This window comes from Streptomyces sp. NPDC048623, assembly GCF_040650755.1.
Taxonomy (GTDB): Bacteria; Actinomycetota; Actinomycetes; order Streptomycetales; family Streptomycetaceae; genus Streptomyces.
This window is the reverse complement of sequence record NZ_JBEZHV010000012.1, coordinates 21,129-34,926: the sequence shown is the minus strand read 5'-3', so window position 1 is coordinate 34,926 and position 13,798 is coordinate 21,129. Positions and strand designations below refer to the sequence as shown.

Here is a 13,798-nt window from a genome sequence, read left to right as displayed (position 1 = left end):
TCCTGTCACGCACCCCTGACATCGGACCATGCGCGGGCGGTCACGGCCGGAGCGGAGTCGCGGTGGAGTCGCGACGGGGGCGCGGTGGACGGGAGGGGGGACGGGAAGGTGGACGGGAATGTCAGTCGCGCGTGGCAGGATCGTCCCGTGGCCGAGACAGCAGCGAAGAAGACCGATATGACCGAAGAGAACCGTCCGCGCCTGCTCCTCATGGACGGGCACTCCCTGGCGTACCGGGCGTTCTTCGCACTGCCCGCGGAGAACTTCACGACCGCGACCGGGCAGCCGACGAACGCGATCTACGGATTCGCGTCCATGCTGGCGAACACACTCCGCGACGAGGCGCCCACGCACTTCGCCGTCGCGTTCGACGTGTCCCGCAAGACCTGGCGGTCCGAGGAGTTCACCGAGTACAAGGCGAACCGCTCCAAGACCCCCGACGAGTTCAAGGGCCAGGTCGAGCTGATCGGCGAGCTGCTCGACGCCATGAACGCCCCGCGCTTCGCCGTCGAGGGCTTCGAGGCGGACGACGTCATCGCCACCCTCGCCACCCAGGCCGAGGCCGAGGGCTTCGAGGTCCTCATCGTCACCGGCGACCGGGACTCCTTCCAGCTCGTCTCCGACCACACCACCGTGCTCTACCCCACCAAGGGCGTCTCCGAGCTGACCCGCTTCACCCCGGAGAAGGTCCAGGAGAAGTACGGGCTCACGCCCTCGCAGTACCCCGACTTCGCCGCCCTGCGCGGCGACCCGTCCGACAACCTGCCCGGCATTCCGGGCGTCGGCGAGAAGACCGCCGCGAAGTGGATCAATCAGTTCGGCTCCTTCGCCGAACTGGTGGAGCGCGCCGAGGAAGTCAAGGGCAAGGCCGGCCAGAACTTCCGTGACCATCTGGAGTCGGTGAAGCTCAACCGCCGCCTCACCGAGATGGTCCGCGACGTCGAGCTGCCGAAGACCGTGACGGACCTCGCCCGCGAGCCGTACGACCGCACGGCCGTCGCCCTCGTCCTCGACACCCTGGAGATCCGCAACCCCTCGCTGCGCGAGCGGCTCCTCGCCGTCGACCCCGGCACCGCCGAGGAGGCCGAGGCCGCGCCCGCCCCCGGCGTCGAGCTCGACTTCACCGTCCTCGGCTCCGGCGAGCTGGCCGGCTGGCTGGCCGAGCACGGCGGACAGCCGCTCGGCATCGCCACCGTCGACAGCTGGGCCCTCGGCACCGGCAGCGTCACCGAGGTCGCGCTCGCGGCTGGTGGAGGCGCCGCCGCCTGGTTCGACCCGACCGAGCTCGACGAGGCCGACGAGAAGGCCTGGTCCGCCTGGATCGCCGACCCCGAGCGCCCCAAGGTCATGCACAACGCCAAGGGCGCCATGCGGGTCTTCCCCGAGCACGGCTGGAGCGTCGCCGGCGTCACCATGGACACCGCGCTCGCCGCGTACCTGGTGAAGCCCGGCCGCCGCTCCTTCGCCCTGGACGCCCTGTCCGTCGAGTACTTGGGCCGCGAGCTCGCCCCGGCCGCGGCCGCCGACGGCCAGCTCGCCTTCGGCGCCGAGGACACCGCCGAGGCCGAGGCCCTGATGAGCCAGGCCCGCGCGGTCCTGGACCTCGGCGCCGCCTTCGAGGAGAAGCTGGCGGAGGTCGGCGCCAAGGACCTCCTCCACCAGGTGGAGCTGCCCACCTCCGCCCTCCTCGCCCGCCTGGAGCGGCACGGCATCGCCGCCGACCGCGACCATCTGGAGGCCCTGGAGCAGCAGTTCGCCGGCGCCGTGCAGCAGGCGGTGAAGGAGGCGCACGCCTCCGTCGGCCACGAGTTCAACCTCGGCTCGCCCAAGCAGCTCCAGGAGGTCTTCTTCGGCGAGCTCAACCTGCCGAAGACCAAGAAGACCAAGACCGGTTACACGACGGACGCCGACGCGTTGGCCTGGCTCGCCGGCCAGACCGAGCACGAGCTCCCGGTCATCATGCTCCGCCACCGCGAGCAGGCCCGGCTGCGCTCCACCGTCGAGGGCCTGATCAAGACCGTCGCCGCCGACGGCCGCATCCACACCACCTTCAGCCAGACCGTCGCCGCGACCGGCCGTCTCTCCTCCACCGACCCCAACCTGCAGAACGTGCCGGTACGGACGGACGAGGGCCGCGCCATCCGCCACGGCTTCGTGGTCGGCGAGGGCTTCGAGGCCCTCATGACCGCCGACTACAGCCAGATCGAACTGCGCGTCATGGCCCACCTCTCGGAGGACGAGGGCCTCATCGAGGCCTTCACCTCCGGCGAGGACCTGCACACCACGGTCGCCTCCCAGGTCTTCGGCGTCGAGCGGTCCGCCGTCGACGCCGAGATGCGCCGCAAGATCAAGGCCATGTCGTACGGCCTGGCGTACGGGCTCTCCGCCTTCGGCCTCTCCCAGCAGCTGGGCATCGAACCGGCCGAGGCGCGCGGCCTGATGGACACCTACTTCGAGCGCTTCGGCGGTGTCCGCGACTATCTGCACCGCGTCGTCGACGAGGCCCGCGCCACCGGCTACACCGAGACCATGCTCGGCCGCCGCCGCTACCTCCCGGACCTCAACAGCGACAACCGCCAGCGCCGCGAGGCCGCCGAACGGATGGCCCTCAACGCCCCGATCCAGGGCACCGCCGCCGACATCGTCAAGGTCGCCATGCTCGACGTCGACCGCGCCCTCACCGAGGCCGGCCTCGCCTCCCGCATGCTCCTCCAGGTCCACGACGAAATCGTCCTGGAACTCGCCCCCGGCGAACGCGCCCAGGTCGAGCCCCTGGTCCGCACCGCCATGTCCCACGCGGTCACCCTCCGCGCCCCCCTGGACGTCTCGGTCGGAGTGGGCCCGAACTGGGACTCGGCAGCCCACTGACACCCCCCACCCACGCGGCGGTGCCCACCCGTTGCGGGGCGCCCCGCTGCCCCCCCCCGTGTGGGCATTCGTCCCGCTGGGGCGGGACGGGTGGGCACACGGGACGGCGCCCCTGCGGGCGCGTTCCGCACCTGTGCCTGGACCCGCACCACCAGTGCGGCGCCCAAGGGGTGAACGTCCAGGCGCAGGGAGCCTAGGCCCGGCAAGGGGCGCCGTCCGTTGTGCCCACCCGTTCCGCCCCTGCGGAACGTATGCCCACAACGGGGGAGCGGCGGGCGGGCACCGCCCTTGCCGGGCGCAGGCCCACAACGGGGGGCGGCGGGGTGCCCCGCAACCGGCGCGGGGCAGGGTCAGCGAGGGCCGGGACCGGTGCGCTCGGGGGTACGGGGCGCCACGGCCTCACGTACCGGTACAGAACGAAGCCGCACCCGCACCCCCGCCCCGTACAGCACCACCCCCAGCAACAACCCCGCCCCCGCCCCGAAGCACACCGTCGGAACGAGGTCGACGATCCTCCCGGTCCCACCCCAGTACGCATACGAGCGCAGCACCCGCTGCACCGCCCCCACCACCACGCACCCCCCGATCACCGCGCCCGCGAGCAGCAGCCCGCGCCGGTCCAGGACCGGGACCCGCGCGGGCACGGGCGCGTCCGGCGGGACCGCGCGCAGGGCCCGCAGCGTGAACCAGCAGAGCAGCAGCAGGGCCAGCGCCGAACCCCCGTACTGCGCGTAGAAGTAGACGGGGAAGCCGGCCACGACCTCGCCGAGGACCGGGATCACCCGGGTGCCCCAGCGGTCGAGATGGGTGAAGGCGTCCCACACCACGTGCGTGGTCGCGCCGATCACCGCCGAGAGCACGAACCACCCGGCCAGCGCGGCCGGACGGCGCTCCGCCCAGGGCCGGCCGCGCACGACGCCGTACACCCGCCCGCGCCACCGCCGCGGCAGCAGCGCCACCAGCGGCTCGCGCACGAGGAGCCACAGCCCCACCAGCGCCGCCGTGATGAGCACGTCGACGGTGACGACACCGGGGAAGGAGTGGGTGACGTCCCCGAACAGCATCGCGCCGGGAATGACCGAGGCCGCGTAGTACGTCATGTCGGGGGAGAAGGAACCGGCCACGAGCGCCGAGGCCACCAGCGGGCCCCGGGCCCTGCCGTCGCGGCGGACGCCCGGCAGGACCGCCGCGGCATGGCTGAGTGTGAACGGCACGGAGCTCCCCCTCGATCCGAAGTGCCCCCTCAGTATTCATGAGCGGCCCACGGAGAAAGACCGGGCGGCCAAGTAGTGACGAAACAGTGAAACACGGTCAGCTCGCGGTGTTCGCGTGACCGGAGTTGGCATAGGGTCGGCGGTCGGAGCCGCGCGGGGAGCGCGGACGGGGCACACGGGGAGGGACCACACGTATGGCAGCGCACTTGGGCCGCCGGCTGCGCAGGGGAGCCACCAGCGGTGCGGTCGTGGCCGCCGCCGTCGCGGCGCTCGCCGCCTCGCAGGCGCCGAACACGACGACGCCGCTCACCGACGGCGCGAGCGGTGATCTGCCGATCGGCGCCGGCGACACCACCACGCCCCCGGACGGCTCGGCCTCCGGCGACTCGCCGTACTACACCAAGCTGCCCCCGCTGAACACCCCCAACAAGCCCGGCGCGCCCACCAACGAGCCGCTGATCACCGGCCCCGCCCAGGCCGGCATACCCGCGACCGTCCTCGCCGCCTACCAGCGCGCCGAGCAGTCCATACGGACCACCGACCCCGGCTGCAACCTGCCCTGGCAGCTCCTCGCCGGCATCGGCAAGGTCGAGTCCGGCCAGGCGAGCGGCGGCAAGGTCGACGCCAACGGCACCACCCTCTCCCCGATCCTCGGCCCGGTCCTCAACGGTGTCGGCGTCGCCGACATCTCGGACACCGACGGCGGCCTGTACGACGGCGACACGACGCACGACCGGGCGATAGGCCCGATGCAGTTCATCCCGTCCACCTGGAAGACCTGGGGCCAGGACGCCAACAACGACGGGAAGAAGGACCCGAGCAACATCTACGACGCGGCCCAGGCCGCCGGTCTCTACCTCTGCGCCAACGACCGCAACCTCGCCCTCCAGGCCGACCTGGACAAGGCGATCCTCAGCTACAACCGCTCGAACGAGTACCTGCGCACGGTGCTCTCCTGGTTCGAGTACTACAAGCGCGGCACCCACCAGGTGCCCGACGGCATGGGCGAGCTCCCCGGCGACCGCAGCGACAACCCCACCACCCCGTCCGGCACCCGGCCGCTCCCGACGTCCCCCGCGACGGCGAAGCCGAGCCCGAAGCCGACGCCGGCCACACCGAAGCCCACCCCCTCCAAGCCGGTGACGCCCACACCCAAGCCCACCACCGACCCCGCGAGCAGGGTGGCGCGGCTCGGCAAGGACGGCACCGCCGGTCTCACCGCCACCGCGGGCGGCGAGTTCGCCGCCCGGGCCACCGTCCTCGCCGTCGACGCGGCCGGCAAGCCGGTCTCCGGTGTCCGGGTGACCTTCCGGATCGTCGGCGACACCGACGCCCGGTTCTCGGTCGGCACGCGGGAGGTCACCTCCGTCACCGGCGCGAACGGCAAGGCCGTCGCCCCCACCCTGAAGGCCGGTGAGCGCACCGGCGCCTTCACCGTCAGCGCCGCCGTGGCCGGCAAGAGCCTGAAGGCGGTCGAGTTCGCGGCGACCGTCGCCGAGCGCTCCGCCGACACCCTCACCCGTCTCGACGCCAAGGAGCTCGCGGCCGTCACCGGCGGCAGTTTCGCCGACCGGGTCCAGGTCAAGGCCACCGACAACGGCGCCGTCGCCGCCGGAGTCGCCCTCACCGCCACCTTCGTCACCTCGGCCGACGACCCGACGCCCGTCACCGGTGGCCCCTTCTTCAAGGACACCGACGGCACCGCGGTGCGCACTCTGACCGTGAAGACCGGGACCGACGGAACGCTCACGCTCCCGGAGATCTTCGCGGGCGACACGGCCGGCAGCTTCACGCTGCGGCTCACCGCGCCCGGCGGCGGCACGATGACCGTCGTGCTCACCGTCAACGCCCCGGAGCCCGAGCCGACCCCGACCCCGACGCCCACCCCGTCGCCCTCGGAGTCCGAGACCGGCACCCCGTCGCCCACGCCGACACCCTGACCGCCCGGGCGCTGCCCGCCCGGCTCCCGTGCCGCCCCCGTGTCCCCACCGGACCCGGGGGCGGCCCGCGTTCTGAGTGAAACGTGTTCTCATCTCGCGGCCGCGTTGCTACGGTGCCCCAGCCCTGACGAAGTATCAGATCGAGCGCCGGGAGGCCGACCTTGCGCGCCCTTGCCGCAGCCGTCATCGGACTCGTGCCCGTCCTCCTGTTCATCCTGCTCCTCTCCTTCGTCGATCTGCCGCCGGACGGGCCCACCTCGCCCCTGCCCCTGCTCACCGCCGATCCCGGCCCCAAGAAGTGAGGGGCCGCCCCATGCGCCGTCGTGCCGGCCTGGTCCTGCTCGCCTTCGCCGTCTTCTTCGCCGCCATGGCCCCGACCATGCGCTGGTACGCCTTCCCCCGGCTGGCCAGGATCCCGCCGAACCAGTACCAGGAGACCGTCCTGGAGGCGAAGCCCGCGACCCTGCTCAACTACTCCACCCTCAAGGCCGAACAGGTCGACAAGATCACGATCGTCCAGACCCTCAAGGGCAACGTGGAGGAGTCCAGGAAGATCGAACGCGACGCCGGCCGCGACGTCGTCGTCTGGGACTCCCTCTCCTACGTCCTGGGCCCCGACGGCAAGATGGTCTCCAAGATCCCCGAGCGCTACATCTTCGACGCCCACACCCAGGACCCCGTCCATGCCACCGGCGAGACGGTCGACGGCGACCCGGTCCGCCGCGAGGGCATCGAGTTCAAGTGGCCCTTCCTCACCGAGAAGCGGGACTACCAGTACTTCGACGCCCAGACCCGGACCTCGGCCCCCATCCACTACCGGGGCACCCGCACCTTCCGCGGCCTGGAGGTCTACTACTTCGAGCAGACCGTGCCCTGGACCAAGGTCCCCATGCCCAAGACCATGCCGGTCCAGGGCATCACCCCCGACGTCCTCGCCAAGACCGGCCTCACCCGCTGGTACACCACCAAGCGCATGTTCTGGATCGACCCCGTCACCGGAGCCCCGGTCAACGGCGAGGAGATCCACCGCGAGGAACTCCGGGGCGCCCGCGCCCTGATGGGCCAGGACACCGTCACCGTCTTCGCCGGCCACGTGAAGATGCGCGAGGACTACATCGCCTACGTCGTCGGCCTGGTCAAGAGCAACCGCCTCATGGTCCTGATGCTCGTCTCCTATCTCCCCTGGAGCTTCACCCTCCTCTCCCTTCTCCTGTTCGCCCTCTCCCTCTGGCTCGAAGCCCGCTCCCGCGGCGCCCGCGCCCCCGACACCCGCCCCGGGCCGGCCCCGGTCACCGCTCCCGTCTGAGCCGGGCACTGGTGTGCCGGGTCGCCTCCGCCACCGAAGGGTCCTCCGGCCACGGATGCTTCGGATAGCGCCCCCGCAGCTCCGCCCGCACCGCCCGGTAGCCCTCCCGCCAGAACGAGGCCAGGTCCGAGGTCACCGCCGCCGGCCGCCCGGCGGGGGAGAGCAGATGCACCAGCACCGGAACCCCCGCCACCCGGGGCGTCCGTGCCAGCCCGAACATCTCCTGGAGCTTCACCGCCAGCACCGGTCGCTCCCCGCCGTACTCCACCCGTATCCGCGAACCGCTCGGCACCTCGATCCGCTCCGGTGCCAGCTCGTCGAGCCGCCCCGCCTCGCCCGTCGCCCACGGCAGCAGCCGGCGCAGCCCCTCACCCGCGTCGATCCGCCCCAGATCGGCCCTCCGGCGCGCCCGGGACAACTCCGGCTCCAGCCACTCCGCGGCCCTCCCGAGCAGCGCCTCCTCCGACACATCCGGCCACGGCTCGCCCAACTCCCGGTGCAGAAAGGCCAGCCGGCTCCGCAGCTCCACCGCCTCCCGGGACCACCGCAGCAGCCCCGTGCCCTCCCGGCGCAGCCCGTCGAGCAGCGCCGCCCGCACCAACGCCGGACCGGCCCCGTCCCGCAGCGGCCGCACCGTCAGCTCCACCGCCCCCAGCCGCTCCACCGACCGGGCCACCACATCCCCGTCCTCCCAGCGCACCTCCTCGCCCGCACTCAGCAGATGCCCCGCCGCACGCCGCGCCACCGTCTCGTCCACCACGGCCGCGAGCCGCACCCGCGCCACCGCGCTCTGCACCGTCCGGTCCGCCACCGCGATCGCCAGCCACGGCGCGGACCGCAGCCCCGAACCCTCCGCCAGCCGCGCCCCGGTGCCCGACACCATCAGACAGCCGCCCTGCTCCCGCGCCCGCGCCACCCGCTCCGGGAAGGCCAGCGCCGTCACCAGACCCGCCACCGCGTCCTCCCCGGCAGCCGTGCCGGACGCCCCGGCCCCCACGGACCCGCCCGCCCCGGCAGCCCCCGCCGCCTCGCCGGCCGACCGCTCAAGGCGCCGTACCTCCGCCTTCCAGCGCGCCCCGTAGCCGTCACCGCCCCGGCGCGCCTCGCGCCAGGCCGCCGCCAGATCGTCCCCGTACTCCCGCGGCGGCTCCTCGCTCAGCAGCGCCACGACCTCCGCCGCCCGCCGGGCCCCCACCTCGGGCGCCCCGTCCAGCAACGCCCGCCCCAGCCGCGGATGCAGCCCGAGCCGGGACATCCGCAGTCCCCGGTCCGTGGCCCGCCCCTCCTCGTCCACGGCGCCGATCGCCGTCAGGACCTGCCGGGCCGCCGCCATCGCCCCGGCCGGCGGCGCGTCGAGCAGTGCGAGCCCGGCCGCCGACGGATCGCCCCAGCACGCCGCCCGGAGCGCGAAGTCGGTCAGATCGGCCACCTTGATCTCGGGCGCGGGGAACCGTGACAGCCGCGCGTCCTCCGCCGCCGACCAGCAGCGGTACACCGTCCCGAAGGCCTCGCGCCCGGCCCGCCCGGTGCGTTGGGTCGCGACCGCCACGGAGACCGGCACCGTGGCCAGCGAACCCAGCCCCCGCGCATGATCCATCCGCGGCTCCCGGGACAGGCCGGAATCGACCACGATCCGCACACCCGGCACCGTCAGACTCGACTCCGCCACCGAGGTCGCGAGCACCACGCGGCGCCGCCCGCCCGGCCCGCCACCCCGCAGCACCGCGTCCTGCACCGCCGCCGGAGCCCGCCCGTGCAGCTGCAGCACCTCGGCGTCCAGGCCGGCGAGCAGCCCGGCCGTCCGGGCGATCTCCCCGGTGCCCGGCAGAAAGCAGAGCAGATCGCCCTCGTGCCGCTCCAGCGCCTCCCGGACCGTCGCGGCGACATGCCGCAGCAGCGCAGGATCCACCCACGTGCCGTGCGCCGGCCGCACCCCGGCGGGCGGCGGCGCGAAATGGACCGCGGAACCGTGCATCCTGCCCTCGGCACGCACCACCGGCGCCGGGCCGCCGCCGTCGAGCACGGTCAGCAGATCCGCCCAGGCCGCCGCGTCGCTCGTCGCCGACGCGGCGATCAGCCGCAGCTCCGGCCGCAGCGTCGCCCGTACATCCACCAGGAACGCCAGCGCCGTGTCCGCGTCCAGATGCCGCTCGTGGCACTCGTCGAGCAGCACCACGTCCACCCCGGTCAGCTCCGGATCGCGCTGGAGCCGCTGGAGCAGCACACCCGTGGTCACCACCTCGACCCGGGTGGCCGGCCCGGCCCGCCGCTCCCCGCGCACGGAGAAACCGACGGCCCCGCCAACCTCCTCGCCGAGCAGCCAGGCCATCCGCCGCGCCGCCGCCCGCACCGCCATCCGGCGCGGCTCGGCCACCAGGACCCGTCGCTCCGGCCCGTCCCCTATCAGCCCCGCGAGGGCCAGCGGGACCAGCGTGGTCTTGCCGGTCCCGGGCGGGGAGTGCAGCACCGCCGTGCCGCGCTCCGCGAGCGCGGTCAGCAGCTCGGGGACGGCATGGCGGACGGGAAGCAGGTCGAGTGCGTCGTTTCGGATCACGTGGCAAGTCTCGTACGACCCGCCGACCCGGTGCGCGCCGTTGTCCACAGGCTCCCCGATTCATACGACTAATACAGGGGAGAAGGGGCGGCGGCGGGCGGCCGCCCCCGGGGTCAGCCGTCGGCGCGCTCGCAGACGAAGATCGCCGTGCCGGGGATCAGATTCCCCCGCAGCGGGGACCAGCCGCCCCACTCCTGGTTGTTCCAGGCCGGCCACTCCGGCTCGACCAGGTCGACCAGCCGGAAGCCGCCGGCCACCACGTCCCGCACCCGGTCCCCGAGCGTCCGGTGGTGCTCGACGTAGACCGCGTTCCCGTGCTCGTCCTGCTCGACGTACGGCGTCCGGTCGAAGTAGGAGGCCGCCACCGACAGGCCCTCGGGGCCCGGCTCGTCCGGGAACGCCCAGCGGATCGGATGCGTCACCGAGAACACCCAGCGCCCGCCGGGCCGCAGCACCCGGCGCACCTCGCGGAAGACCCGAACCGGATCCGCCACGAACGGCACCGCGCCGTACGCAGAGACCGCCAGGTCGAAGCTGCCGTCGCGGAACGGCAGCGCGCCCGCGTCCGCCTCCACCAGCGGCACCTCGGGGCCGATCCGCAGCGCGTGCTGGAGCTGCCGGTGCGAGAGGTCGAGCGCCACCGGCCGGGCCCCCTGGGCGGCCAGCCAGCGCGCGCACTGCGCCGCGCCCGCGCCGATCTCCAGGACGTCGAGCCCCTTCAGCCCGGCGGCCGGCCCGAGCAGCCCGGCCTCGGCCTCGTCCAGGCCCTCCGGACCCCACACGAACCGGTCGTCCCCGAGGAACGCTCCGTGCTCGCTCTGGTACTCGTCGGCGTTCCGGTCCCACCAGCCGCGGCTGGCACGGCTGCTCTCCGTGTCCCCCGCGTCACGCCGGACGGCCTCCGCGTCGTCCTCGGGCCCGTCTTCGTGTCCGTACTCTTGGTTCATCTCGCCCGTCGATGTAGTTTGCGCTCAGAGCCGCGCGCGTAGATGCGAGCGGCCGCCCATGGCCAGGATGGCCTGGGCCGACACGAGTTGTGCCGGATATGCGGCGATCCGCCCCGGGTGTGCGCTTCGCGCATTGACCCTGTCCGGCCGCCCCCGTATGCTAAAGGTTGCGCTGCGGGCCTGCGCGCCTCAGACGGAGCAGGCCGCGCTCGCACCTGTTGCAGTCCCCTCGGTTTTCGAGGCGCCCCCGTTCGGCGGGAAGGCGCTTCCTTGGCTGTCCGGCTTCTTCAGTGCGATACGGGCTCTCGGCGTAGCAGTACCTACGACTTTCTGTCCGTAACCGGAGCCCTTTCCCACATGACGAGCAGCACCGAGACCACCGCCACCACCCCGCAGGTTGCGGTCAACGACATCGGTAACGAGGAAGCCTTCCTCGCCGCGATCGACGAGACGATCAAGTACTTCAACGACGGCGACATCGTCGACGGCGTCATCGTGAAGGTCGACCGGGACGAGGTCCTGCTCGACATCGGTTACAAGACCGAAGGTGTCATCCCGAGCCGCGAGCTCTCGATCAAGCACGACGTCGACCCGAACGAGGTCGTCAAGGTCGGCGACGAGATCGAGGCCCTGGTTCTCCAGAAGGAGGACAAGGAAGGCCGCCTGATCCTCTCGAAGAAGCGCGCCCAGTACGAGCGTGCCTGGGGCACCATCGAGAAGATCAAGGAAGAGGACGGCATCGTCACCGGTACCGTCATCGAGGTCGTCAAGGGTGGTCTCATCCTCGACATCGGCCTCCGCGGCTTCCTCCCGGCCTCCCTGGTCGAGATGCGTCGCGTCCGCGACCTCCAGCCCTACGTGGGCAAGGAGCTCGAGGCGAAGATCATCGAGCTGGACAAGAACCGCAACAACGTGGTCCTGTCCCGCCGTGCCTGGCTGGAGCAGACCCAGTCCGAGGTCCGCCAGACCTTCCTCACGACCCTCCAGAAGGGTCAGGTCCGCTCCGGCGTCGTGTCCTCGATCGTCAACTTCGGTGCCTTCGTGGACCTGGGTGGCGTCGACGGTCTGGTTCACGTCTCCGAGCTGTCCTGGAAGCACATCGACCACCCGTCCGAGGTCGTCGAGGTCGGCCAGGAGGTCACCGTCGAGGTTCTCGACGTGGACATGGACCGCGAGCGCGTCTCCCTGTCGCTGAAGGCGACCCAGGAGGACCCGTGGCAGCAGTTCGCCCGTACCCACCAGATCGGCCAGGTCGTTCCGGGTAAGGTCACCAAGCTGGTTCCGTTCGGTGCGTTCGTCCGCGTGGACGAGGGCATCGAGGGTCTGGTCCACATCTCCGAGCTGGCCGAGCGCCACGTGGAGATCCCGGAGCAGGTCGTCCAGGTCAACGACGAGATCTTCGTCAAGGTCATCGACATCGACCTCGAGCGTCGTCGCATCAGCCTCTCGCTGAAGCAGGCCAACGAGTCCTTCGGTGCCGACCCGGCCTCGGTCGAGTTCGACCCGACCCTGTACGGCATGGCCGCGTCCTACGACGACCAGGGCAACTACATCTACCCCGAGGGCTTCGACCCCGAGACCAACGACTGGCTCGAGGGCTACGAGACCCAGCGCGAGGCCTGGGAGACCCAGTACGCCGAGGCGCAGCAGCGCTTCGAGCAGCACCAGGCTCAGGTCATCAAGTCCCGCGAGGCCGACGAGGCCGCCGCTGCCGAGGGTGGCAACGCCGCTCCGGCCGCCGCGCCGACCGGTGGCTCCTACTCCTCGGAGTCGGACGACAACTCCGGCGCCCTGGCGTCGGACGAGGCCCTCGCCGCCCTGCGCGAGAAGCTGGCCGGCGGCCAGAGCTGAACAGGCTCTCCGCTGAGCTCCAGTAGCTAGCGTCGAGGCCCGTCTCCCTCCGGGGAGGCGGGCCTCGTTCGTTTTCAGGGAGTCGTTTCAGGGAGCCGTTTTCAGGAAGTGCGCGGGAATGGGCGCGGAGTGGCGGGCGTTGAACGGAGAGAACACGAGGAGGAGCGGAAATCGTGCTTGATCCCCAGGATTTGTACGAATGGGACCAGAAGGGTCTGGCCGTGGTCGACATGGCCCTGGCCCAGGAGTCGGCCGGACTGGTCATGCTCTACCACTTCGACGGCTACATCGACGCCGGCGAGACCGGCGAGCAGATCGTCACGCGCCTGCTCGACACCCTGCCGCACCAGCTCGTGGCCCGCTTCGACCACGACCGCCTGGTGGACTACCGCGCCCGCCGCCCCCTGCTGACCTTCCGCCGCGACCGCTGGACCGCGTACGAGACCCCGGTCATCGAGGTGCGCCTCGTCCAGGACGCCACCGGCGCGCCCTTCCTGGTGCTCTCCGGCCCCGAGCCGGACGTCGAGTGGGAGCGGTTCGCCGCCGCCGTGCGCCAGATCGTCGAGCGCCTGGGCGTCCGGCTCGCCGTGAACTTCCACGGCATCCCGATGGGCGTCCCGCACACCCGCCCCGTCGGCCTCACCCCGCACGGCAACCGCACCGACCTCATGCCCGGCCACCGCAGCCCCTTCGACGAGGCCCAGGTGCCCGGCAGCGCCGAGTCCCTCATCGAGTTCCGCCTCAGCGAGGGCGGCTTCGACACCCTGGGCGTCGCCGCCCACGTCCCGCACTACGTGGCCCGCTCCCCGTACCCGGACGCCGCGCTCACCGCCCTGGAGGCGGTCACCGCCGCCACCGGCCTGGTCCTGCCCGGCGTCGCGCACGCCCTGCGCACCGAGGCCCGCCGCACCCAGACCGAGATCGACCGCCAGATCGGCGAGGGCGACGAGGAGCTGACCGCCCTGGTCCAGGGCCTTGAGCACCAGTACGACGCGGTGGCCGGCGCCGAGACCCGCGGCAGCCTGGTCGCCGAGCCCGTCGACCTGCCCTCCGCGGACGAGCTGGGCCGCGAGTTCGAGCGCTTCCTCGCCGAACGGGAGGGCGACGCGTAGCCCCCG

General features: G+C 72.5%; 9 protein-coding genes. 6 read left to right on the top strand and 3 right to left on the bottom strand.

The genetic code is table 11. The features are described 5' to 3' along the window. Positions 1-147: 147 nt before the first annotated feature. On the top strand, positions 148-2,868 hold the full coding sequence (gene polA / locus AB0C73_RS18885) for a DNA polymerase I (RefSeq protein ID WP_362531098.1): 2,721 nt from the start codon (positions 148-150) through the stop codon (positions 2,866-2,868). Positions 2,869-3,218: 350 nt separating this feature from the next. Here polA and AB0C73_RS18880 read toward each other — a convergent pair whose 3' ends face one another. After that, a complete protein-coding gene (locus AB0C73_RS18880) occupies positions 3,219-4,082 on the bottom strand; it encodes a DUF4184 family protein (protein WP_362531095.1) in 864 nt (287 codons plus the stop codon). Positions 4,083-4,276: 194 nt separating this feature from the next. Between AB0C73_RS18880 and AB0C73_RS18875 the strand changes: the two genes are divergently transcribed. The 3 genes from AB0C73_RS18875 to AB0C73_RS18865 all read left to right on the top strand — a co-directional run bounded on the left by AB0C73_RS18875 (position 4,277) and on the right by AB0C73_RS18865 (position 7,328). After that, positions 4,277-6,022 carry a lytic transglycosylase gene (locus tag AB0C73_RS18875; RefSeq protein ID WP_362531093.1) on the top strand — a complete coding sequence of 582 codons (1,746 nt, stop codon included), beginning with the start codon at positions 4,277-4,279 and terminating at the stop codon, positions 6,020-6,022. A gap of 161 nt (positions 6,023-6,183) precedes the next feature. Further along, positions 6,184-6,324, top strand: coding sequence for an SPW_0924 family protein (locus AB0C73_RS18870; protein ID WP_362531091.1), 141 nt, complete (start codon positions 6,184-6,186; stop codon positions 6,322-6,324). A gap of 11 nt (positions 6,325-6,335) precedes the next feature. Beyond that, entirely contained in the window at positions 6,336-7,328 is a 993-nt protein-coding gene (locus AB0C73_RS18865; protein ID WP_362531088.1) for a DUF3068 domain-containing protein, read from the top strand. Here AB0C73_RS18865 and hrpB read toward each other — a convergent pair. Together hrpB and AB0C73_RS18855 are read right to left on the bottom strand one after the other, a co-directional pair. Continuing rightward, complete coding sequence (gene hrpB / locus AB0C73_RS18860) at positions 7,312-9,882, bottom strand: ATP-dependent helicase HrpB (RefSeq protein WP_362531086.1); 2,571 nt, start codon at positions 9,880-9,882, stop codon at positions 7,312-7,314. The two genes, AB0C73_RS18865 and hrpB, sit on opposite strands and share 17 nt — an antisense overlap. A 113-nt stretch (positions 9,883-9,995) precedes the next feature. Beyond that, positions 9,996-10,829 (bottom strand): methyltransferase domain-containing protein, encoded by an 834-nt coding sequence (locus tag AB0C73_RS18855; protein WP_362531083.1) that lies wholly within the window; start codon positions 10,827-10,829, stop codon positions 9,996-9,998. A 357-nt stretch (positions 10,830-11,186) separates the two neighbouring features. On the opposite strand from AB0C73_RS18855, the gene rpsA reads away from it, so the two are divergent. Both rpsA and AB0C73_RS18845 read left to right on the top strand, forming a co-directional pair. Then, the gene (rpsA, locus tag AB0C73_RS18850; protein WP_362531081.1) at positions 11,187-12,680 is read left to right on the top strand and encodes a 30S ribosomal protein S1; all 1,494 of its coding nucleotides are present in this window, start codon (positions 11,187-11,189) and stop codon (positions 12,678-12,680) included. Positions 12,681-12,853: 173 nt separating this feature from the next. After that, positions 12,854-13,792 (top strand): PAC2 family protein, encoded by a 939-nt coding sequence (locus AB0C73_RS18845; protein WP_362531079.1) that lies wholly within the window; start codon positions 12,854-12,856, stop codon positions 13,790-13,792. Positions 13,793-13,798: the final 6 nt, after the last annotated feature.